Annotated in this window: 20 protein-coding genes and 1 pseudogene; 11 read left to right on the forward strand and 10 right to left on the reverse strand. The window is 69.9% G+C overall.

The features are described 5' to 3' along the window. A pseudogene (locus AB0B82_RS26005) lies at window positions 1-522 on the forward strand (hypothetical protein); the annotation flags it as partial. An 839-nt stretch (window positions 523-1,361) separates the two neighbouring features. Here AB0B82_RS26005 and AB0B82_RS26010 read toward each other — a convergent pair. Then, a complete protein-coding gene (locus tag AB0B82_RS26010) occupies window positions 1,362-2,006 on the reverse strand; it encodes a response regulator transcription factor (protein ID WP_360173669.1) in 645 nt (214 codons plus the stop codon). Continuing rightward, window positions 2,003-2,962, reverse strand: a complete 960-nt coding sequence (locus AB0B82_RS26015) for a histidine kinase (RefSeq protein WP_360173672.1) — start codon at window positions 2,960-2,962, stop codon at window positions 2,003-2,005. Before AB0B82_RS26015 ends, AB0B82_RS26010 begins: the two co-directional genes overlap by 4 nt. 123 nt (window positions 2,963-3,085) lie before the next feature. Here AB0B82_RS26015 and AB0B82_RS26020 point away from each other — a divergent pair, with 123 nt between their 5' ends. Beyond that, window positions 3,086-3,607: an SPFH domain-containing protein gene (locus AB0B82_RS26020; RefSeq protein WP_360173675.1), complete on the forward strand. Its 522-nt coding sequence runs from the start codon at window positions 3,086-3,088 to the stop codon at window positions 3,605-3,607. On the opposite strand, the gene AB0B82_RS26025 is transcribed toward AB0B82_RS26020, so the two are convergent. The 4 genes from AB0B82_RS26025 to AB0B82_RS26040 all read right to left on the reverse strand — a co-directional run bounded on the left by AB0B82_RS26025 (window position 3,595) and on the right by AB0B82_RS26040 (window position 8,289). Further along, window positions 3,595-4,875 carry an ArsB/NhaD family transporter gene (locus AB0B82_RS26025; protein ID WP_360173678.1) on the reverse strand — a complete coding sequence of 427 codons (1,281 nt, stop codon included), beginning with the start codon at window positions 4,873-4,875 and terminating at the stop codon, window positions 3,595-3,597. The two genes, AB0B82_RS26020 and AB0B82_RS26025, sit on opposite strands and share 13 nt — an antisense overlap. 2 nt (window positions 4,876-4,877) lie before the next feature. Further along, window positions 4,878-5,432 carry a CBS domain-containing protein gene (locus AB0B82_RS26030; protein WP_360173680.1) on the reverse strand — a complete coding sequence of 185 codons (555 nt, stop codon included), beginning with the start codon at window positions 5,430-5,432 and terminating at the stop codon, window positions 4,878-4,880. 102 nt (window positions 5,433-5,534) lie between these two features. Then, a complete protein-coding gene (gene lhgO, locus AB0B82_RS26035; RefSeq protein ID WP_360173683.1) occupies window positions 5,535-6,731 on the reverse strand; it encodes an L-2-hydroxyglutarate oxidase in 1,197 nt (398 codons plus the stop codon). A 151-nt stretch (window positions 6,732-6,882) separates the two neighbouring features. Beyond that, window positions 6,883-8,289, reverse strand: coding sequence for a PepSY domain-containing protein (locus AB0B82_RS26040; protein ID WP_360173686.1), 1,407 nt, complete (start codon window positions 8,287-8,289; stop codon window positions 6,883-6,885). A 117-nt stretch (window positions 8,290-8,406) separates the two neighbouring features. Between AB0B82_RS26040 and AB0B82_RS26045 the strand changes: the two genes are divergently transcribed. The 3 genes from AB0B82_RS26045 to AB0B82_RS26055 all read left to right on the forward strand — a co-directional run bounded on the left by AB0B82_RS26045 (window position 8,407) and on the right by AB0B82_RS26055 (window position 11,185). Beyond that, entirely contained in the window at window positions 8,407-8,979 is a 573-nt protein-coding gene (locus tag AB0B82_RS26045; protein ID WP_360173689.1) for a hypothetical protein, read from the forward strand. A 123-nt stretch (window positions 8,980-9,102) separates the two neighbouring features. Then, window positions 9,103-9,666, forward strand: coding sequence for a sigma-70 family RNA polymerase sigma factor (locus AB0B82_RS26050; RefSeq protein WP_360173692.1), 564 nt, complete (start codon window positions 9,103-9,105; stop codon window positions 9,664-9,666). 109 nt (window positions 9,667-9,775) lie between these two features. After that, a complete protein-coding gene (locus tag AB0B82_RS26055) occupies window positions 9,776-11,185 on the forward strand; it encodes an MBL fold metallo-hydrolase (protein WP_360173695.1) in 1,410 nt (469 codons plus the stop codon). A gap of 448 nt (window positions 11,186-11,633) precedes the next feature. Here the strand turns inward: AB0B82_RS26055 and AB0B82_RS26060 are convergent, their stop codons facing one another. Further along, on the reverse strand, window positions 11,634-11,852 hold the full coding sequence (locus tag AB0B82_RS26060) for a hypothetical protein (RefSeq protein WP_360173698.1): 219 nt from the start codon (window positions 11,850-11,852) through the stop codon (window positions 11,634-11,636). Window positions 11,853-12,152: 300 nt separating this feature from the next. Between AB0B82_RS26060 and AB0B82_RS26065 the strand changes: the two genes are divergently transcribed. Further along, window positions 12,153-12,443, forward strand: coding sequence for a hypothetical protein (locus AB0B82_RS26065; protein ID WP_360173701.1), 291 nt, complete (start codon window positions 12,153-12,155; stop codon window positions 12,441-12,443). Here AB0B82_RS26065 and AB0B82_RS26070 read toward each other — a convergent pair. Further along, a complete protein-coding gene (locus AB0B82_RS26070) occupies window positions 12,432-13,007 on the reverse strand; it encodes a hypothetical protein (RefSeq protein ID WP_360173704.1) in 576 nt (191 codons plus the stop codon). The genes AB0B82_RS26065 and AB0B82_RS26070 overlap by 12 nt on opposite strands. 163 nt (window positions 13,008-13,170) lie before the next feature. On the opposite strand from AB0B82_RS26070, the gene AB0B82_RS26075 reads away from it, so the two are divergent. From AB0B82_RS26075 to AB0B82_RS26090, 4 genes are all read left to right on the forward strand, one after another. Beyond that, window positions 13,171-13,677, forward strand: coding sequence for a pyridoxamine 5'-phosphate oxidase family protein (locus tag AB0B82_RS26075; protein WP_360173707.1), 507 nt, complete (start codon window positions 13,171-13,173; stop codon window positions 13,675-13,677). 107 nt (window positions 13,678-13,784) lie between these two features. Then, entirely contained in the window at window positions 13,785-15,530 is a 1,746-nt protein-coding gene (locus AB0B82_RS26080) for a GAF domain-containing protein (RefSeq protein ID WP_360173710.1), read from the forward strand. Between the two features lie 88 nt (window positions 15,531-15,618). Further along, complete coding sequence (locus AB0B82_RS26085) at window positions 15,619-16,599, forward strand: hypothetical protein (RefSeq protein WP_360173713.1); 981 nt, start codon at window positions 15,619-15,621, stop codon at window positions 16,597-16,599. 31 nt (window positions 16,600-16,630) lie between these two features. Further along, entirely contained in the window at window positions 16,631-17,440 is an 810-nt protein-coding gene (locus AB0B82_RS26090) for a universal stress protein (protein WP_360173716.1), read from the forward strand. A 107-nt stretch (window positions 17,441-17,547) separates the two neighbouring features. On the opposite strand, the gene AB0B82_RS26095 is transcribed toward AB0B82_RS26090, so the two are convergent. Beyond that, complete coding sequence (locus tag AB0B82_RS26095) at window positions 17,548-18,201, reverse strand: response regulator transcription factor (protein ID WP_360173719.1); 654 nt, start codon at window positions 18,199-18,201, stop codon at window positions 17,548-17,550. A 218-nt stretch (window positions 18,202-18,419) separates the two neighbouring features. Between AB0B82_RS26095 and AB0B82_RS26100 the strand changes: the two genes are divergently transcribed. Next, window positions 18,420-19,052, forward strand: coding sequence for a pyridoxamine 5'-phosphate oxidase family protein (locus tag AB0B82_RS26100; protein ID WP_360173722.1), 633 nt, complete (start codon window positions 18,420-18,422; stop codon window positions 19,050-19,052). A gap of 736 nt (window positions 19,053-19,788) precedes the next feature. Here the strand turns inward: AB0B82_RS26100 and AB0B82_RS26105 are convergent. Further along, on the reverse strand, window positions 19,789-20,421 hold the full coding sequence (locus AB0B82_RS26105; RefSeq protein ID WP_360173725.1) for a hypothetical protein: 633 nt from the start codon (window positions 20,419-20,421) through the stop codon (window positions 19,789-19,791). Window positions 20,422-20,429 lie beyond the last annotated feature (8 nt).

Genomic DNA, 20,429 nt, shown 5'->3' on the forward strand with positions numbered 1-20,429 from the left:
CACGACCACTTCGTGGTCAAACCAGTCATCGACCTGCACGACCAAGTCAGCGTCCACAGCTACGAAATCCCCGACCGCATCCGCGAACGCGTCCGCCTACGGCATCCGGTGGACATGTTCCCGTTCAGCGGCGCGGAAGCCACCGTACGCATGGACCAAGACCACATCACCCCCTACGACCACACCCGCAACCGCGACCGCGGCGCCGATCCAGAACCACCAGGCAACCAAGCCGACCAGAATGACCAGGCCGACCGGGCCGACCGGGCTGCCCAGGCTGCCCAGGCCGACCGGGGTGACCGGGGTGACCGGGGAGGGCAAGGGACCCAGCCCGGCCAGACGAGTGTCGACAACCTGATACCGCAAGGCCGACTCCACCACCGCGCCAAAACCTTCGGCGGATGGCACAACCGACGCCTTCCCAGCGGCGCCGTCGCCTGGGTCAGCCCCCACGGGTTCCGGTTCATCGTCGACCACACCGGCACACACCAACTCCCCCGCAACCGAACCCGCGGTCCCTAGGAGTAGTGCCCACCACATCGCCCGGACGACCGACCAACCAACCAACCAAGGTCGTCGCCGGGCGATCAGGCACGTCCACGTCCAGAAGGCCGCGGTGCTCGGCGGCGCGCCGGCCGCGGCGATGTTGGGCGGCGCGTCGGTTCGCCGGTACGCCAGCTATTCGCTGGCGCGCCGGCCGTTGGTTGCTGGTCGCGCGCGAGCGGCCGGGTCTTTCACCACGTACGTGTGTGACCGGGCTCCCCGCCGGCGAGCCGAGCGCTAGAAACAGGTCTGCTACCCGCGGACCGAACCCGAGCTCGGCCACCGCCTGGCACCACCGCCCGACACCACCGCCCGACACCACCGCCCGACACCACCGCCCGACACCACCGCCCGACAGCACCGCCTCCACCGAGCACGCGAACCCGAACCGGGCACACCCGGCACCGCCGGAACCTGTGAACCGAGAGCGAAGACGGCCCTGCCGGCCGCGAACCGACCCCACCCCAACCGCCCACGTCACACCCGTACCCACCGCCCACAAACCGGGGCCGCGCCCGCGCGCCGGTGACCTTGAACAGGCAATAACCACTCCACACCCACCAGACCCTGTTCACACCCACCGCTCATGCACGCCCCCAGAACCCGGACTCGGTCTGCCAGCGGCGAACCGAACAAGTCCCCCGGCCTGGTCTGCACCCCGCACCCGGGCCCCGCCGCCCGGCACCACTGCCCCGCCCGGCACGACTACCCCGGCGCCCGGCACGGCTACCCCGCGTCCCGGCACTACCGTGCACGCGGACTTGCCCCGGCACCTGCGGCAGAACTCGAGCAGGGTCCGCCACCTGCCAGGCGCGCGGTCAGGGCTCGATGAGCCCGGCGCGGATGGCGTAGCGGGTCAACTCGGTGCGGTCGCGCATGCCGAGCTTCTGCAGGATGTTCGCCCGGTGCCGCTCGACCGTCTTGTGGCTGATCGTCAGGATCCGCGCGATCTCCTTCGACGAGTGGCCCTCGGCGATCAGCTTCACCACCTCGTCCTCGCGCGGGCTCAGCACCTGGCCGGGCACCCGCTCACCACGCCGTACCCGCTCCAGGTAGTCGCGGACCAGCGTGCTCATCACGCCCGGGTACAGGAACGATTCCCCGCGCCCGGCGGCCCGGCAGGCGTCGACCAGGTCGCGGTCGGCGACCGACTTCAGTACGTATCCGCTGGCGCCGGCCTTCAGCGCGGCGAAGAAGTACTGCTCGTTGTCGTACATCGACAGCATCAGCATCTTCGGCGGCTCGCGCCGGCGGGACAGTTCCCGCGCTGCCTGCAGCCCGGTCATCCGCGGCATCGCGACGTCCAGCACTGCCAGGTCGATCTCGGTCTCCCGCGCAGCCTGCAGCGCCTCCGCACCGTCCCCGGCTTCGGCGACCACCTGCAGGTCCGGTTCGGCGTCCAGAATCAGCCGTACGCCGCGGCGTACCAGCGCATGGTCGTCGGCCAGCAGAATCCGGATCATGGCTGCTCCAATGGAACCGTCAGGCGCACCAACGTTCCCCGCTCGCCCCGGCCGACGGTCAACTCGGCCCCGATCAGCAACGCGCGCTCCCGCATTCCTCGGATCCCGGTGCCTTCCTGCGCGCCGCGCAGCCCAATCCCGTCGTCCTCGACCGTCAGGACCACGCTCGATCCCTGACGCTGCAGGGACAGCTGCACGCTGCGCGCCTGCGCGTGACGCGCCGCGTTCGTGAGGGCCTCCTGGGCGACCCGGTAGATGACCAGCTCCTTCTCGGCGCCGAGGTCCGGCAGCCCCGGCGTCGTCACCCGCCGTACGTGCAGGCCGTGCGACGAGAACTCGGTCACGAGGGCGGTCAGCGCGGCCTGCAACCCGAGGTCCTCGAGGACGCCCGGCCGCAGCCGCCGTGCCACCCCGCGCACCTCGTCGAGCGTCGCGCGAGCGGTCTCCTGGACTTCCAGAAGGTCCTTGCGGACGTCTTCGGGCACCGCGGACGCGACCTGCTTCAGCCCGAGCAGCACGGCGGTGAGGCCCTGGCCGATCTCGTCGTGCAACTCGCGGGCGATCCGCTGCCGCTCGGCTTCCTGCGCGGCCAGGGCTTTCGCGTTGCTGCGGCTGCGCTCGGTCTCCAGGCGTTCCAGCATCGCGTTGAAGCCGCGGACCAGCGGTTCGACCGCACCTTTGCTCGACTCGGGCAGCCGGGGACCGGGTCGCTGCAGGTCGACCGTCGCCATCAGCCGGATCAACCGGTCCAGCGGCGCCAGGCTCGCCCGCAGCAGCACCGAGTTCAGTACGACGATGCCGACCAGGCCGACGACGAGCACGACGGCCTCCGACACCAGCACGGTGGCGGACACCGTGACCGGCGCCAGCGCCAGCGCGGCGGTGCCGACGACGAACACGAGTCCGTTGATCAGGCAGACCCGCCAGTACAGGGGCATTCCGGCTCCGGACTTCACGTTTCCACCATCCACCACCGGCTCGAGGGAATCCAATCAGCGCGCCAAAAGTGGGTGTCAGCACTCATACTCTGCCGCCGTCGCCACGGGGAGACTGGAAGCGTCAGAGCCCAGGGAGGCAGCATGCAGCTCGCAATCACGTCCGCCGCGCACCCCACGGTGATTCTGGCCGTGCTGGTCGTCCTCGCGCTGATCACCGCGATCGAGCCCCGGGTCGTCCCCCGAGGCCAGTGGCTCGTCGTGGTCCGGGCCGGCCGCGTTCACCGTGTGCACGCGGCCGGCCTCGTGGCTCGCATCCCGCTGGTGGAGCAGTACGTCTGGCTCCCGCGCGCCTACGCCCGCCGGCAGTTCGTCGTGAGCGCCCTCACCAACGACGGCCGCGACGTCCGGATCGGCGCCGAGATCGGCCTCCGGATCGTCGAGCCGGCCCGCGCCGCGGCGCACACGGACTCCCCCATGGACGCCGCCCTCGACGAGGCTGAACGGGCCCTCGCCGAGACCGTCGCCCGGTACGACGTCGAGCACCTCACCAAACTCCCGGGCTTCCTGGACCTCGCGATCGACGTCCCCGGCGTCGAGGCGACCTCCGTCGCGGTCGAGGACATCGAGGTGGCGCTGCGCCACGTCGCCCATCAGACGAAGTAGCGCAGCCACACGTACACCCAGGCGAGTCCCATACTGAGCGCCGTCACCACGATGCCGTACCGGGTGAACTGCCAGAACGTGATGTGGTGCCCGCTCCGCGACGCGATGCCGAGGGCAACCACATTCGCACTCGCCGCGACCGCCGTACCGTTGCCGCCGAAGTCGGCGCCGAGCGCGAACGCCCACCACAGCGCGTTCCCGGTCTCCGGCGCCTGGGCGACCACGCCTTCCACCACCGGCGTCATCGTCGCGACGTACGGGATGTTGTCGAAGAACGCGCCCAGGATGCCGGAGCCGAACAGCAGCGCGGTCGCGGCCAGCAGGTACCGGTCGCCGATCGCGCCGACCGCCCAGTCGCCGATGGTGTTGATGACCCCGGTGTGCACCAGGCCGGCCACCATCACGAACAAGCCCATGAAGAAGACCAGCGTCGGCCACTCGACCTCGCGCAGGACCTCGTTCACGTCGGACTTCGCGACCAGGATCATCACGCCGGCGCCGATCAGCGCGACCAGCGACGGTTCCAGGTGCAGCACCGAATGCAGCGAGAACGCGACGATCATCAGCAACAGCACGACCAGGCAGCGCACCAGCAGCTTCGGGTCCTTGATCGCCCGCTTCTCCTGCAGCGCCATCACCGCGGCGATCTGCTCCGGGTTGTACCGGAAGTCCTTGCGGAACAGGAACCGGGTCAGTACGACGAACAGCGCGAAGATGATCACCACGATCGGCGCCATGTGGACCAGGAAGTCGTTGAAGGTCAGCCCGGCCCGGCTGCCGATGATGATGTTCGGCGGGTCGCCGATCAAGGTGGCGGCACCGCCGATGTTCGACGCCAGCACCTCCGCGATCAGGTACGGCTGCGGCGCGATCCGCAGCCGTTCGCAGACCACGATCGTCACCGGCGCGACCAGCATGATCGTGGTGACGTTGTCCAGGAACGGTGAAGCGACCGCGGTGATGACCATCAGCATCACCATCAGCCGGTACGGCTCACCGCGGGACCGTTTGGCCGCCCAGATACCGAGGTAGTCGAACACCCCGGTCTGCTTGATGATCCCGATCACGATCATCATGCCGAGCAGCAGGAAGATGACGTTCCAGTCGATGCCTTCGTGCTCGGAGAAGAACACCTCGGAACCTGGCGCGAGCCCGAGCACGAGCATTACCGCGGCACCGATGAGGGCGACCTTGACCTTGTCGGCCTTCTCGGTCGCGATGTAGAAGAACGCCAAGCCGAAGATCACCAACGCGACGAGGGGCCTCACGCTCACCCCGGCGGCTGGTCGTCCAGCCCGGCGATGGCCAGGCTCGTGAGCAAACGGTCCAAGGTGATCACGCCGATCAGGACACCGTCGTCGTCGACCACGGCGACCAGCGGGCTGCGGCCGCGCCCCATCAACGCCGCGATCTCGAGCAGCGTCGCGTCGTCGGTCACGGTCAACGGCCGGGTGGCCGGACGCGGCAGGCAGTCGCCGACCACGAGTCCGCCGAGCTCCCGCCAGAAGGCGTCGGCCGAGGTCTCGTCAACGGCCCGGACCAGCATCGGGTCCTCCTGGTACGCGATCGGGATGCTCAGCTTGAGCACCTGCGAACCAGGCAGCACCGCGATCGGCCTGCCCTGATCGTCCACGACCACGAGACCGGGCAACCGGCCGACCGCCATCAGCTGCACCGCCTTGACGACGGAGTCCTGCGCCGTGACCGTCGGCACCCCGATCGCTATATCGCCGGCACGCATCGCCGCTCCCAGCCCCTGTGGTCCGCCGGACCTGCGGACCGGCTTGGGTCCACCGATTGCCTCGACCGCCTCGACACTGCTCACCCTGACCTCCCTGACCACCTCGGGACCGGCGGTCTTACTCGGGATCCAGTCTTCTGGCGCGGTCAGCGGCGCCCAATGGGGTCCGCACCCCAACTTGCAGAGTCAGGCTCGGTCGGCAGACAGCTCCTCGGCGATCCGGTCGCCGATCACCAGACAGGCTGTCGCGGCAGGCGAAGGAGCGTTCAGGACGTGCAGCGCGCGGCCGTCGCGAAGGAACAGGAAGTCGTCGACGAGCTTCCCGTCCCGCGTCACAGCCTGTGCACGGACGCCGGCCCCCGATCGGCGTACGTCGGCCACCTCGAGCTCGGGCAGCATCCGCCGGGCCTCGCGGACGAGCGCACGGCCGGTGAGCGAGCGGACGATCTCCTTCGCGCCGGTCCGCGCGTAGCGGCGGGCGAGTCGCCACGAGCCGCGGTACGTCGCCGACTCCCAGACGTCACGCAGCCGGATCCGCGACCACGAGTACCCCTCGCGGGCCAGGGCGGGCACGGCGTTCGGGCCGATGTGGACGCTGCCGTCGATCCCGCGGGTCAGGTGCACGCCGAGGAACGGCAGGTCGGGGTCCGGCACCGGGTACACGAGGCCCTTCACCAGGAACTCGCGCTCCGGCACCAGCTCACTGAACTCGCCGCGGAACGGGAGGATCCGCACGCCGGGTTCGAGACCCGACGCCCGCGCGAGCCGGTCGCTGTGCAACCCGGCGCACACCGCCACGCGGTCGGCCTCGATCACGTCGTCGGTCGTCCGGACGCGCGCCACCGGTCCCGCGTTCTCGACCGAGGTGACGCAGACCCCGGTCCGGATCTCGCCACCGGCCGCCCGGACGTCGTCCGCGAGTGCAGCGGCCACGAGTTTGAAGTCGACGCGACCGGTGGAGTCGACCGCCAGCGCGCCTTTGACCTGCAGATGGGGTTCGCGTTCGGCGACCTCGGCCAGGGTGAGCCGGCGGACCGGCACCCCGTTCTCGCGGCCGATCCCGTGCAGGCGGTCGAGCTGCGGCAGCTCGGTCTCGGTCGTCGCGACGACGAGTTTGCCCGGTACGTCGAGCGGGATGCCTTTCTCCGCGCAGTAGTCGCGCAGCGCCGTACCGCCCGCCACCGCGAACCGTGCCTTGAGCGAGCCCGGCCGGTAGTACAGGCCGGAATGCACCACGCCCGAGTTGTGCCCGGTCTGATGTGCACCGACCGACGGTTCCTTCTCCAGCACGAGCACCGGCGTACCGGGGTCGCGCCGCTGCAGACTCCGCGCCACAGCCAGCCCCACGATCCCGCCGCCAACCACCACCGCAGTTCTTGTCACGTTCCAAGAGAGCCACGAACGACGTCAGAAATACAGCCACTCACGCAACGCGGTCGCCAGCGCGACGGGAGCGTCGTACTGCATCAGGTGCCCGGCGGCAGGCACCTCGGCATCCATACGTCATCTTAACCATTGACGGGGTCGCCAGTGGTTAGGTGACGTTGAACCAGGTTCGCAGGCGGGGCACGCGGCGGAGAATGAGTTGGTCGAGGGTGAGGACAGCCAGCAGGGAGAGGCCGAACAGGGGGAGGAAGAGGGCCAGTGCGATCACGAGGACCGCGAGTGCCGGGGTCGCGCGGAGCGGGAGGCGGCCGCGAGGGGCGCCGATGGCCTTGGCTTTCGGACGGCGGCGCCACCACATCAGCGGTCCGGTGACGCACATGAACAGCACACCGAGGCAGAACACCGTGGTCAGCCAGAAGTTCAGGTCGCCGAGCCGCCGGCCCTCGTGCAGGGCGATGCCCTGGGCAACCACCTTCGCGAGCGCCGGGTAGTCGTCGTACCCGTACGTCGACACCACGCGGCCGCCGTACCGGTCCACGTGCAGGGTGCGCTCCTGACCGGGGTCGCTGAACGCGTAGCCGATCGCCGAGTACACGCCCTCGTCGCTCGTCGGTAGGGCAATGGTCATCGGGCGGCGCAGTCCGTTGCGTTCCCCGGCCGCGACCGCAGTGTCGACGGTGGCGACCGACCGCTTCGCGTCGGCCGGATTCGAGCGTGGCACCTCGGTCTTGCCGAGGGCCCACGGCACCGCGTGACTGTGCGGCAGCGACTCGTCGAGGGTGGAGGTCGGGTTCGACAGCGCCCCCGGATCCTCCGCCCAGAACGACGTCCCCTGCTGGGTCGCGAACTCCTGCGTCTTTGCACCCCAGAACCCGGTCCACGGCAACCCGGACACGATCAGGAACAACAGACCGAGTCCGAGAATCGCACCGGTCCGTCCGTGCCGCGAACGCAGTACGGCGCCTGCCGCACCGGCGGCCCGGCGACGCGCTCGCGCGACCCGCCCGCGCACGAACAGGTAGTAGCCGGTCAGCGCCATCACGATCGCCCAGCAGGCGGCGATCTCGATCACGTACTCCCCGAGCCGGCCGGCCATCAAGTCACCGTGCAGCACGATCGCTGCGCCGGACAGGGTCCGGTCCGGGTCGAGGGATCCGAGCACCTTGCCTTCGTAGGGGTCGACGAACACGTCCCGCGGGCCGTCGGCGGTGTCGACGGAGAAGACCGTCGACCGGTCGGGCGCGGACGGCTCGGTCATCGACACCACGGTCGCGTCCGGGAAGGTACGCCGTACCTCGCCGAGCTGGGTCTCGTACGGCTGCGCGACCAGGCCGGCCGGCTGGTCGACCTTCATCAGGTCGGCGTGCAGCACCGGCTCGATCTGGAACCGGAACAGGTAGATCAGCCCGGTCGCCGCGAGCACGAGCAGGATCGGAATGACCAGGAAGCTCGCGTAGAAGTGCCACCGCCAGAACGCGCGGAACAGCCCGGAGCCGCGGCTCCGCCCACTCCGCTCCCCCTTGGCCGGACTCACCCGATCCAGTACTGCGCTCACGTCCGCTCCTTCTCGCCACGATCCGGAACAGGAGTCGTCCGCGCGGCGTATTCAGTTCCCGTACACACCATGTGGTGTGCGACACACGCGGGGTGAGATGCGACGATGGACCCCGCCATGCAAGACAGCTGGGGATTCCGCGCCGCACGGGCCGCGATGTTCGCGGTCACCTGCGTGCTGCTCGCGGCCCTCGGTCACGTGCTGATGTCCGGCACGCCGGTGCCGGGATGGGCGCTCGCCTTCGGAGCGGTCTCGATCGGGGTCGCGGCGTGGATCGTCGCGGACGGCGAGCGCGACGTACCGTTCGTCGTGCTCTCGACGCTCATCGCGCAGGCGGCGCTGCACACCGTCTTCACCCTCGCCCAGTCCCTGACACCTGAGCCGATGCCTGGGCATGGGATGCATGAGATGCACATGACCGGGACGTCGTCGGTCGGGATGTTGCTGGCGCACCTGGGCGCGGCGCTGCTGTGCGGACTCTGGCTCGCGTACGGCGAGCGCGCCGCGTTCGCCGTACTGCGCGCCCTCGCCCACCTGATCCTGCTGGTACTGCGACTGCCCGTGACGGTGCAGCTCACGGCGCATCGGCCGCGGCTGCGGGCGGTCCACTCCCCCACGCCGTACGCCGACCTGCTGCTCGGCCACGCCATCACCTCGCGAGGTCCACCGCGCGGGATCGCTGCTGTCTGACAGCACGATCCACCCGGGCACCCGCTGCCCGGGGTCCGGCCTGCCGTCCGGCAGGCCGCTCCGCTCACCGGCGCCGTGCGTTCCCGCGCGCCGCCGGATCTGGACTTCCGAAGGATTCACGTCATGGCATCTGCCTTGCTCGACGAAACCTCGGCGCTCGACGAGACCTCCACCCGGCTGGCGCTCGCCGCCCGCGACGGAGATCTCGTTGCCCTGGACGACTTCGTCCGCGCGGTGCATCGCGACGTACGCCGCTACGTCACGCACCTGAGCGCCGATCCGCACGCGGCCGACGACCTCACGCAGGAGACGTTCCTGCGCGCGCTGCAGAGTCTGCACCGCTTCGAGGGACGCTCGTCGGCCCGCGCCTGGTTGCTGTCCATCGCCCGTCGTACAGTCGCCGACGACCTCCGCCGCAAGGCGGCCCGGCCGCGGATCTCGCAGTACGACTGGCAGCTCGCCGCCGAACAGACCCAGCCGCGGGACCTCCCCGGCTTCGACGACGGCATCGCGCTGACCGAGCTGCTGGACAGCATCCCCGGGGACCGTCGCGAGGTCTTCGTGCTCACCCAGTTGGCCGGCGTTCCGTACGCCCAGACCGCGGCCCGGCTGGGCTGCCCGGTCGGCACCGTCCGCTCCCGAGTCTCCCGGGCCCGCACCACCCTCGCCACCTTGCTCAGCGCCTGACGCGCCGTGGGCGGGAAGGTGGCCGGTCAGGGTTGATCGGCGTTACGGTGACGGCAAGATCCTCGAGGGGGATGCGGCCCGCCGGCCCGCGGGCCGGGAAAGGATCGCGATGCGCACCACAGACACCGATCAGCACAGGGCCGGCCACCACAGGTCCGGCGTGACGGTCCGAACGATCGAGACACCGGCGCTGGGCGACCGCAGTTATCTCGTGCACGACGGTTCGGTCGCGTTCGTGGTCGATCCGCAGCGCGACATCGACCGCGTTCTCGACATGCTCGACGCGGACGGCGTACGGCTGACCCACGTCTTCGAGACGCACCTGCACAACGACTACGTCACCGGCGGGTTCGCGCTCGCGCGCGAGACCGGGGCGGCGTATCTGATCAACGCCGATGACAACGTGAGCTTCGACCGTACGCCGATCCGCGACGGCGAGACCGTCGACGTCGGCGACGCGCTGCGCGTGCGGGCGATCCATACGCCAGGCCATACCTTCACGCACCTGTCGTACGCGCTGACCCACGCCGGCGAACCGCTCGCGGTCTTCACCGGCGGTTCATTGCTGTACGGCGCGACGGGACGGCCTGATCTGCTGGGTGCGGAACACGCCGAGGTGCTGGCCAGGCACCAGCACTCGTCGGCGCACAAACTGGCCGCGGATCTGCCTGACGCGGCGCAGGTGTACCCGACACACGGCTTCGGTTCGTTCTGTGCCGCGACGCAGTCGGCGGCGACCGAATCGACGATTGGCCGCGAGAGGCGCTCGAATCCGGTGCTCACCCAGGACGAGGAGGCCTACGTCCGGGAGCTCCTGGCCGGTCTCGGCGCGTGGCCGGCGTACTACGTGCACATGGCGCCCGCCAACGCCGCCGGACCGAGCCGGCCCGATCTGTCGCTGCCCGAGCAGGCGGACGCCGCCGAGCTGCGGCGCCGGATCGAGGCCGGTGAATGGGTGGTCGACCTCCGGACCCGGAGGGCCTTCGCCGCCGGACACGCACCCGGAACGCTGAACTTCGGACTCGACGGCTCGTTCGCCACGTACCTCGGCTGGCTGATCAAGTGGGGCACACCCGTCACGCTGCTCGGCGAAACCGCGGCCGATATCACCATGGCACAGCGAGAGCTCGCACGGATCGGCATCGACCGTCCCGCCGCGCACGCCACCGGCGGTCCGCGGGATTGGAGCGTGAGCGCGACCGCGTCCTACCCCGCCACCACCTTCGCCGAACTCGCGCAGGTCCGGCACCATCGCGACGTCGTGGTTCTGGATGTACGGCGGGCCGAGGAACATCGGTCCGCCCGGATTCAGGACGCGATCAACATCCCGATCCACGACGTCGTACGCCGCCTCGACGAGATCCCGCCCGGAGAAGTGTGGGTGCACTGCGCGGCCGGGTACCGCGCCGCCATCGCCGCCTCGTTGCTGGCCGCGGCGGGCCGGCGTCCGGTGCTCGTCGACGACACGTTCGGCAACGCCGCGAAGACGGATCTGCCGGTCGTCGGCCCGGACGCCTGACCGGGGGTGCCGTGCGGCCGGTGAGGTCACGGTCGCACGGCACCCGGGCGTTGGAGCGACGCGCCCCTCAACACGCTCTCCAACGATCGTTCGACCCCGCCCAGAGGAGTCGAACCATTCACGAGGAAACTCCTCGCGGTCCCGGTCGGCGCCCGTGATGGTCACCCATGCCGCGGGAACCACGACCCTGTCGGAGCTTCCTCGCTGATCCCAGTGCACCTCACGCACCGGGACCTCTCGAAGGGCCGAAGGTCCCGACTCGCCCAGGACCTCGGCCGTCAGCCCGGCTCCCGCCTGCCGCAGGAACACTGGTTAGGTGTGGCAGGCGGAAGCCGGCTCGCCGGGCTCCCCTCCCCTGCCGGACGACGTGGCGAGCCCCATCCGGCACCCCGACGTTGGCACGGCCGAGCGGTCGTTCACAGCTGCGGACGGTCCGGCCGTAGACGACTTACGAACCTCCTCCCGCGGCGCGGCGGGTCAGCTCCCGTTGCATGCGCTGGCGATAGATCTGCAGGCGGATGTTGAGTGTCCTCGGCCGGTCGTCAGGCCGTTGCCTGGGCAGACCGAGCTCGTCGTCGACCGAAGCCAGAGCAGCTCTCAGCTCATCGGTCCGCCAGGCGTCGAAACGCGTCTCGTGCGCCAAGCGGCGCAGATCGGTGGACCTCATCGCCGCTGCACCAGCCGACGGAATCGAACAACACTCTTTCGCACAGGACCCCCTCTGATGCGGGCGCCGGGGTCCAGGGCTGCCAGGACAATCTTCACGCTACCACCGCACGGCGTTCGATCACAGAGCGTCCGATCTTCGGTGATCGCCTGCCCACGCAGGGCCGATGCCCTTCCGACTCGGGACCTTCGGCCCGTCCATCGATCCGCGGCCGTCCGGCACAGTGTTGGCCAGACCCATCGATTTCCTTGCTGGCCAGGTCTGGGGTGGCGCCAGGACTTTCGACCCGAGGACAAACGCATGACGACGTACGAAGCCGCCGCGTCCGAGGACGGCAACGAACTGCACGCGGACGTGGAAACCTATTACCAGAACGGCGCCTGGCACACGCGCCGCTGCGACTGTCCGGATCCGTTCGCTTCCGGACCGAGCCGGGTGCGGCTGATCGCGATCGGGGTCGAGGTGGCCCGCTGGAACGGGCTGTGCCACATCATCCGTGATATCGACGGCACCATTGCCGAGGTCAACCGGTACGCCACCGGCCCGTACCCGAGCCGTTCGCCGGTCGGCACCCGCGCGTCACGGTCCTGAACTGCCGGAGCTGCTCAGATCAGCTTGGCGAATCAGGTCCGAGACGAGGTCCTGGGCCTGCCCGATTGTCGACTCGAGCGTTTTCAGGCCGTCCTCGGTCCGGCCGGCCTCGAGCGCCCACCGGGCCGCCGCCATGCCCTGCACCAGCGAGTCGTTGATCTCGATCGCCTCGCGGTAGAGCAGGGCGCCGGACTCGAGCTTGCGCCGCTCCGCCTCCGCGCGCCGGAGCCGATCCGAAGCGTCGCCGAGCAAGGCGCCGAGCACCAACACGGGTAGACAGCGCGCCAGCCATCCCACCAGCGTCAGGTCGGTACCGGTGAGGGTCACCCACGCGATGACGAGGAGCACCGCGAACCCGCCTGCGGCCAGCCCGGCGCGCAGTCCGAAGGCCACCGCGATCAAGGCCACCGGGAACGTGAACAGCAGCGTCGACGCGTCCGCCGCTTCGCCGTCGATCAGGCGAACCACCAGGACCGAGGCGAACAACACCGCCGCGACGGCCAGGACGGCCACCGGGTGACGCCGGAACCAGGGGTCCCGCGGACGATCTGCTGAAGTGCTCATGAGTCCAGCGTGGGGCGTCCCGAGGTGCGACCCCAGAGGCCGAAGGTCACCGAGCGGCCAGGTAACTTACCGGCCGGTTGCCCTCTTGTCCGGGACCTTCGGCCCTACTCCGCCCCGCGCGGGTCCGGCAACCATGGCAGCACGCCGTAGGAAAGGCCGTCCGATGACTACGTCAGAGCACGTCGAGCCAGACCAACTGGAGCCTGGCCAGGTCGACCCGGGGAACACCGCAACGACGCGGTTCGATCACTCACGCCTCGAAATCGTCAGCGAGGCCGAGTGCCTGCGCCTGCTCGGATCCGTCGCCATCGGCCGCCTGGTCTACACCAGGAACGGCCTGCCGGCCGTCCGCCTGGTCAACTTCATCCTCGACACCGCCACGATCGTGTTCAGCTCCGGCCCGGGCGACAAGTTCCTGGCCGCCGAGCGCGGTGACGTGGTGGCGTTCGAGGTGGATGACGTGGACCTGGAGCGGCACACCGGGTGGACGGTCACCGCAATCGGCCATCTGTCCGTCGTGAGCGACGACGAAGCGGCCGAGTTGCGCCGTACGCTGCCGATCCGTTCCTGGCTGCCGATGGACAACCCGCGGCTGGTGCGGCTGGGCGTCGAAACCGTGCACGGCAGGCGCCTGGTGCCCTGGGGCAAACGCCCCCGCGCCGGTGCCTGATCAGGTGATTGAAGCGGCTACTGGACCGGCGCTCCCAGCCGAGGCCGGAACCGCCGTCTGGACCGGAATTGCTTCCATCGCCGGAGTCGGTCCCCTAGTCTGAACGGGTGGCGGGCGACTCGCATGCTGGTCGAGGGACCTGGGACGAGGGGGCATTGGAGTACGCCGGGTTGTCCCGGGTGCGTCTCGATGCGCTCTTACAGGAACTGCTCGGCCGGGTCGACGAGATCATGGAGTACCAGGAGCGCCTGCGCGCCCTGCTCGACGCGGTCGTGGGGATCGGTGCCGATCTCGACCTGAACAGCACGCTCGACCGGATCGTCAGCGCCGCCTGTGAACTGGCCGGTGCGCGGTACGGCGCCCTCGGTGTGGTGGGGCCGGACGGCCGGCGGCTGGTCCGCTTCATCACCCACGGCGTGACCGACGACGAGATCTCCGCGATCGGCCCGTTCCCGGAGGGGCACGGAATCCTCGGCCTGCTGATCGAGCACCCGGAGCCGATCCGGATGCACGACATCGCCGAGCATCCCCGCTCGTACGGTTTTCCCGCCAATCACCCGCCGATGAAAAGCTTCCTCGGTGTCCCGATCCGGACCCGCGACCACGTCTACGGCAACTTGTACCTGACCGAGAAGACCGGTGGTGCGGACTTCACCGAGGACGACGAGCGCACCGTGATGGCGCTGGCCGCGGCCGCCGGCGTGGTGATCGACAACGCGCGTCTGTACGCCGACACCGAGCAGCGCAGGCGCTGGCACGAGGTGAACGCCGAGATCACCCAGCTGATGCTGGGGGAGTTCGACGCGGACCAGGCGCTGCAGCTGATCGTCAAGCGGTGCCGTGAGATCGCCGGCGCTCGTGTGTCCGGCGTCCTGATCGCCGACGGTGACGAGCTCGTCATCCGCTCAATCGACGGGCCGGAGGAATTCGCACAGCATGTCGGCCGTCGGATCCGGACCGACCTGCCCGTGCTGCGCCGGATCGCCTCCGACGAGGGGCAGGTCGTCGTCCTGGAGGACTTCTCGAAGATCCTCAAGGACGCCGGCGGCGCGCTCGCCTTTCCCGAGGGGGCCGGACTCGGCCGGACGATCATCGCCACCCTGCCGGCCGGCGGCGCGGACACCGGCGGTCTCCTGGTCGCCGCGATGGATCGGGGGGCGCACGACCAGTTCACCGAAGGCGCCGAGCTGGTCCGGCTGTTCGCCGGACAGGCCACGCTGGCGCTCGAACGCGCCCAGGCACAACGCGACCGGGACATGCTCGCCGTCCTCGAGGACCGGGACCGGATCGCCCGCGATCTGCACGACCTGGTCATCCAGCGCCTGTTCGCGACCGGACTGCAGCTGCAGGGCATGCACCGGATGGTCCGTCCCGAGCACCGCGAGCGCCTGGCCCGCGCGGTCGAGGACATCGACACCACCATTCACGACCTGCGCGCCGCGATCTTCGAGCTCCAGCAGGCGCCGAACTCCAGCTCGTTGCGCAGCGATCTCCAGGCGCTGGTCTCGGAGTACGCCGACGGGCTCGGTTTCCGTCCCCGGTTGATCATCAGCGGCCCGCTCGACACCGGCGTACCGGCGTCGGTCCGGCCGCAGATCCTCGCGGTCGTGCGCGAATCGCTGTCCAACGTTGTCCGGCACGCGCAGGCCTCGACCGCCGTCGTCGAGGTGACGGTCGGCGACGGCGAGGTGCTCGCCCGGGTGTCCGACGACGGCATCGGCATCGGCACCAGCACCCGGCGCAGCGGCCTGCGCAACCTCACCGAGCGGGCCGAGTCCCTCGGCGGCACGGTCCTGATCAGCGACAACGATCCGCACGGGACCGTGGTGGAGTTCACCGCACCGACCGACTAACGGCCCGTCAGGTCGGGACTCTTGCCCGCAGTGCCGACCCGCTCCCACCGGCGAACCTGAGAAGGAGAACCAGTGGGAGGAGCCTGCGGTGAACGACCAGTTGCCGGCGCAGCACGTCGACGCCCTGCTCGAAGCGGCCGTCGCGGCGCCGAGCATGCACAACACCCAGCCGTGGCGGTTCGAGATCGACGGTCACGTGATCGACGTCTACCTGGACGGATCGCGCACCCTGCCAGCCGAGGACCCGACCGGCCGGGCGATGCGGATCGCCGCCGGTGCCGCCACGTTCAACCTGCGGTGCGCGGCCGAGAGCCTCGGGTACGGCACCTGGTTCGGTCTCGCGCCGTACCCGCGCGAGGAGCCGGACCTGCTCGCCCGGATCGTGCTCGAGCCCACCGCGTCGCGGGACGAGGAGCTGCGTGATCTCGCCGTTCAGATCCCCTACCGGCACACCGACCGGCAGCCGTCCGACGACACCCCGCTCGCGGAAGAGGTTCGGGTCCGGCTCCTGCAAGCGGCGTACGCCGAGGGCGCCGAGCTCACGTGGCTCGGCCAGGACCAGGTCCGCGCCGTCCTCGACCTGATTCTCGACACCGATCTGCGCGAGATCCGCGACTGGCGGCGGCGCGCCGAACGCGCCCGCTGGGTGGGCGGTGTCCGCACCGCCGACGGTGTGCCGAGCACGGCGCTCGGGCCGCGTTCCGCTCGGTACCCGGCGGCCGTCCGCGACCTCGCGACCCATCCGGCCGACCGGATCCGCCCCGAGCAGAGTTTCGAGCAGCACCCGGATCTCGCCGTCTTGTCCACCGCCTGCGACGACCCCGCTGACCACGTCGCCGCCGGTGCCGCGCTTGAGCGGATCCTGCTGGTCGCGACGCGGGACGGGGTCAGTGCGTCGTTCCTGAACCAGCCGCTCGAGTACGACGACCTGCGCCAGCGTGTGCAGCGCCTGACCGGGCGGCCGGGCCACGCCCACATGATCATCCGCTTCGGCCGGTCGCGGCGCCCGTCGCAGACGCGGACCGGGCGCCGGCCGGTGACCGAATTCCTTCCGAAGGGGTCGTCATGATCAACGGTGTTGAAACGGAGGAGCTTGAGGTATGAGGACGCAACGGGTTGTGGTCGGCATCGACGGTCGTCAGGACTGTGAGAACGCGATCCGCTGGGGCGCCGCCGAGGCCGCGGCCCGCGGCGCCGAGCTGCACCTGGTGCACGCGTTCGTCTGGGCCGAGTTCCGGGTCCCGCTCGGGCCGAGCGAGGTCGCTCCGGGGCTCCGCGCCCAGGCCGAGACCATTGTCGCGGACGCCGTGGACCTGGCGCGGAAGTTCGAACCGGGTATCCCGATCACCGGCCGCAGCGTCGACGGGTTCCCGGCGCCGGTCCTGCTCGCGGAGTCGCAGCAGGCCGACGTGATCGTGCTCGGCAGCCGCGTCGCGGGCCGTCTGCTCGGCCTCGTCGTCAGCTCCGCCGGGACCGAGTTGTCCGCGAACGCACAGTGCCCGGTGGTCGTCGTACGGCCGACCGACGATGCCCTCACCGGGAGCCGGGTCGTCATCGGGTACGACGGTTCGCGGCCCGCGGACGCCGCGGTGGAGTTCGGCCTCGCGTACGCGCGGCGGCACCGCCTGCCCGCCCGGATCGTCGCGGTACTGGCCGAGGACGAGAATCGTGATCATTTGCTGCGGATCCGGCAACACGCCCGCGCCGCGGACATCGAGGTCGTCGAGGTGACCGGCCACCCGTCCGAGCTGCTGCTCGAATGGTCCACCGACGCACAGCTCTTGGTCGTCGGCTCCCGCGGTCGCGGCGGGTTCACCGGGCTCGTACTCGGCTCAGTGAGTCAGACGATGCTGCACCAGTCGCCCTGCCCCGTCGCGGTCATCCCGCGCGCGGCGGCCGAGGTGCGATGAGGTTTCTGCTTCGAAGAAATCGGCGCCGAACTCCGTGCCTACGGCAACGATGGACTGGGCGGCTGACGTGAACGCCGCCGTCCAAGCCCCCCAGCGCGCGGCGGCGGTCAGCGGCGGCTTTGGTGTTTGGCGTGTTCGACGGCGTAGACGGCGGCTTCGGTGCGCCGTTCGAGGTCGAGTTTGCGGAGCAGGGACGAGACGTAATTCTTGACCGTCTTCTCCGCCAGGTACAGCGATTGCGCGATCTGCCGGTTCGTCTTGCCCTCGGCGATCTCGGCGAGAATGCGACGCTCCTGCTCCGTCAACGACGCATACCGCGGATCCTCCACCTCGGCCGGGTGCCGCAGCCGTTCCAGCACCTTGACCGTCATCGAGGGATCGAGCAACGATTCGCCGGCCGCGAGCCGCCGTACCGCGTCCACCAGCGCCTGCCCGTTGATCTGCTTGAGCAGATACCCGGCCGCGCCCGCCATGATCGCGGTGAACAGCGCCTCGTCGTCCGAGAACGACGTCAGCATCAAACACGCCGGCGGCTCGTCCATCTGCGACCGCACCTCCCGGCAGACGCTGATCCCGTCACCGTCCGGCAGCCGTACGTCGAGCACCGCCACATCCGGCCGTACGGCGGGGATCCGGGCGACCGCCTCCGCGGCAGTGGCGGCGTCGCCGACGACCTCGATATCGGGTTCCGCGTCGAGGAGCTGGTGCAGTCCCAGCCGTACCACCTCGTGGTCGTCGAGCAGGAACACCTTGATCGTCATCACCATCTCCTCGGAATCAGCCCACCCCAGCCGGGCACTCCCTCCAGCATGCCCCCAGCACGCCCAGACGGCCAGGGACCTCGGTCCCGACCCCCAGGGACCTTCGGCGGCCCGCGGCTGGAGCGGACCGTTCGGCCTGGTCCGGGGTGACCTCGGACTCTGCTTTGGGCGGCGTACGGCTGGTTGGGTGGAAGCAACCGACAGGAAGGCAGAGGGTGATGGACGCACAGATCGCAGGCGACTCGAGCAACCTCGGCACCCGGATCCGGCACCGCCGGCGGGCGCTCGGCCTCACCACCGCCGAGATCGCCGACCGCGCCGGACTGACGGCCGACCGCGTCGAACACATCGAGACCCGCCCGTTCGCGCTCACCGGCGCCGAGCTGCTCCGCCTGGCGAACGCCCTCGACGCCACCGTCGAAGACCTCACCGGCCCGCGCCGCGTCGTACCCCACCAACCGCCCCTCGCCCCCAGCCTCGAACCGATGCGCCGCGAGGAGTGCGTCGTCCTCCTCAGCGCCGGCACGGTCGGCCGGATCGCGTTCAACGGAGTGGACGAGATCGTCGTGTTCCCCGTCAACTACCGCTACCACAACGACCTGATCGTGTTCCGTACGGCGGCCGACAGCACCGTCGCGCAGTACGACCTGGAACCCGTAGCCTTCGAACTCGACCACATCGACGAAGGCATGCAGGAAGGCTGGAGCGTCCTCGTCAACGGCACCCTCCGCCCCGCCACCCCCGAAGAAGCCACCGCCGCCCAAGTAACCCCCTGGGCAGGCGGCACCCGCGACACCCACATGACCATAGAGCCCCACCAAATCACCGGCCGCCGAATCCAAACGTGGTAACCCGGCGCCCGTTGCCCAGCGCGCGACACCTAGCGGGAGGTGCGACACCTTGCAGGGGGTGTGAACAGGCAATAACCAGTGCCCGCCCACCGCAACCTGTCCACACCACCCACAACTACCCCGCGGGCCGACCCGGAGCGGACCGGTGGGCTGGGCGAGCAGCCGGCTGACGAGCGCTACGACACCTCGCGGGGGTACGACACCTCGCGGGGGGGTACGACACCAATGCCGGGAGGTGCGACACCTTCCCGGGGGTGTGAACAGGCAATAACCGGTCCACGCCCACCGCAACCTGTTCACACCACCCACAACTGCCCCGCGGGCCGATCCCAGGAGCGGACCGGTGGGCCGGGGCCAGCAGCCAGCCGACGAGCGGGACGACACCTCACCGGGAGATGAGACACCTCACCGGGAGATAAGACACCTCGCCGGGACGTGCGACGCCTTCCAGGGGGTGTGAACAGGCAATAACCGGTCCACGCCCACCGCAACCTGTTCACACCACCCACAACTGCCCCGCGGGCCGATCCCAGGAGCGGACCGGTGGGCTGGGGCCAGCAGCCGGCCGACGAGCAGGACGACACCTCGCCGGGAGATACGACACCTCGCCGGGAGATGAGACACCTTGCCGGGACGTGCGACGCCTTCCAGGGGGTGTGAACAGGCAATAACCGGTCCACGCCCACCGCAACCTGTTCACACCACCCACAACTGGCCCACGGAGCAGGAGATGGGGTCAGCGGGTGGCCGAGCGGATGGTGGTCAGGAGTTGGGCGAGGTGTTGTCCCCACTGTTCGGCTCGGGTTTGTTCGGCTTGGTGGAGTGGGCCGGTGAGGTCGTCGACGTAGAAGCTTTCGGCAGGGCTGAGGATCTTGTAGCCGAGCTTGCGCAAGTGGCGTTCGGCTGCGCGCGCTGCGGAGCCGGGCAGGTGCCGTACTTTCGTCACCCGGGTGTCGAACGTCGCCGCCCGCGTAGTACGCCCAGCAGCACCACCAGCAGCACCACCAGCACCACCAGCACCACCAGCACCACCACCAGCACCACCACCAGCACCACCAGCACCACCAGCACCACCAGCTGCAGCACGCCCGAGCGCGTCCAGCCATTCGCGGATGCCGAGCTCGGTCGGCATCACCAGCTCGCTCTGCTTCGAGGCGTCCGCGCGTGTCGACGGACGGCTCATCGAGAACGCGTGGGTCGGTCCGCCGACAACCACCAGAGCGACATCGTCAGGCACAACAGTCGGTGCCTCGTTCACCGCGACCGCCTCGGCCGGTACGTGAACCCTCAGACCGTCGCGGATCGCCAGCGCGACCCGTTCGGTGTTTCCGAACATCGACTCGTAGACGACGAGTGCTCGAGCGGACATGACTCCCC

It is taken from the genome of Kribbella sp. NPDC048915 (assembly GCF_040649595.1).
GTDB lineage: Bacteria > Actinomycetota > Actinomycetes > Propionibacteriales > Kribbellaceae > Kribbella.

Excerpts from the sequence above, each read along its gene's own strand:
- AB0B82_RS26055 (WP_360173695.1), top strand. The coding sequence starts at position 9,776 with ATGCGCACCACAGACACCGATCAGCACAGGGCCGGCCACCACAGGTCC.
- AB0B82_RS26105 (WP_360173725.1), bottom strand. The coding sequence starts at position 20,421 with ATGTCCGCTCGAGCACTCGTCGTCTACGAGTCGATGTTCGGAAACACC.
- AB0B82_RS26095 (WP_360173719.1), bottom strand. The coding sequence starts at position 18,201 with ATGACGATCAAGGTGTTCCTGCTCGACGACCACGAGGTGGTACGGCTG.
- AB0B82_RS26065 (WP_360173701.1), top strand. The coding sequence starts at position 12,153 with ATGACGACGTACGAAGCCGCCGCGTCCGAGGACGGCAACGAACTGCAC.
- AB0B82_RS26020 (WP_360173675.1), top strand. The coding sequence starts at position 3,086 with ATGCAGCTCGCAATCACGTCCGCCGCGCACCCCACGGTGATTCTGGCC.
- AB0B82_RS26050 (WP_360173692.1), top strand. The coding sequence starts at position 9,103 with ATGGCATCTGCCTTGCTCGACGAAACCTCGGCGCTCGACGAGACCTCC.
- AB0B82_RS26045 (WP_360173689.1), top strand. The coding sequence starts at position 8,407 with ATGCAAGACAGCTGGGGATTCCGCGCCGCACGGGCCGCGATGTTCGCG.
- AB0B82_RS26090 (WP_360173716.1), top strand. The coding sequence starts at position 16,631 with ATGAGGACGCAACGGGTTGTGGTCGGCATCGACGGTCGTCAGGACTGT.
- AB0B82_RS26100 (WP_360173722.1), top strand. The coding sequence starts at position 18,420 with ATGGACGCACAGATCGCAGGCGACTCGAGCAACCTCGGCACCCGGATC.
- AB0B82_RS26075 (WP_360173707.1), top strand. The coding sequence starts at position 13,171 with ATGACTACGTCAGAGCACGTCGAGCCAGACCAACTGGAGCCTGGCCAG.
- AB0B82_RS26060 (WP_360173698.1), bottom strand. The coding sequence starts at position 11,852 with ATGAGGTCCACCGATCTGCGCCGCTTGGCGCACGAGACGCGTTTCGAC.
- AB0B82_RS26010 (WP_360173669.1), bottom strand. The coding sequence starts at position 2,006 with ATGATCCGGATTCTGCTGGCCGACGACCATGCGCTGGTACGCCGCGGC.
- AB0B82_RS26070 (WP_360173704.1), bottom strand. The coding sequence starts at position 13,007 with ATGAGCACTTCAGCAGATCGTCCGCGGGACCCCTGGTTCCGGCGTCAC.